The sequence below is a fragment of the Streptomyces johnsoniae genome (assembly GCF_031845565.1).
Taxonomy (GTDB): domain Bacteria; phylum Actinomycetota; class Actinomycetes; order Streptomycetales; family Streptomycetaceae; genus Streptomyces; species Streptomyces johnsoniae.
Genome location: NZ_JAVREV010000083.1, coordinates 1 through 437, shown reverse-complemented (window position 1 = coordinate 437; position 437 = coordinate 1). Strand labels below are relative to the sequence as shown.

Annotated in this window: 1 protein-coding gene; it reads left to right on the top strand. The window is 76.0% G+C overall.

Features of this window, described 5'->3' with window-relative positions; all coding sequences use genetic code 11:
- Nucleotides 1-351 (top strand): tetratricopeptide repeat protein (locus RM779_RS33375; protein WP_311621547.1); only part of this gene is annotated, 351 nt, incomplete at its 5' end.
- Nucleotides 352-437 lie beyond the last annotated feature (86 nt).

The window sequence follows — 437 nt, the reverse complement described above, 5'->3', positions numbered from 1 at the left end:
ACCTACTACGAGTTCGGTACGGCCGCCGACCGGTGGGACCGGGCGCAGATGTTCTTCGAGGCCAAGGAGTACGTCACGGCCGCCCGGATTCTCGGCGGGCTCGTCGAGGAGGCGCCGGAGCAGGTCGCGCCGCGGCTGCTGCTGGCCCGCTCCTACTACCACTCCGCCCGGCTCGGCCCCGCCGAGGAGGCGCTGCGGGCGGTGCTGGAGATCGACCCGGTGGAGAGCTACGCGCGCCTCATGCTGGGGCGCACCCTGGAGCGCCAGGGACGGCGGACCGAGGCGGCCACGCAGCTGCGCATGGCCGCCGCGCTCGAAGGCGACTTCGGGCCGGGGGACGGCGGACTCTGAACCGGAGCCGGTCCGTACGGGGTCCGGGGCCGGGGCCGTACGGGGGTCGGGGCCGGGGCCGTACGGAGGCCGAGGCCGCGTCGGCC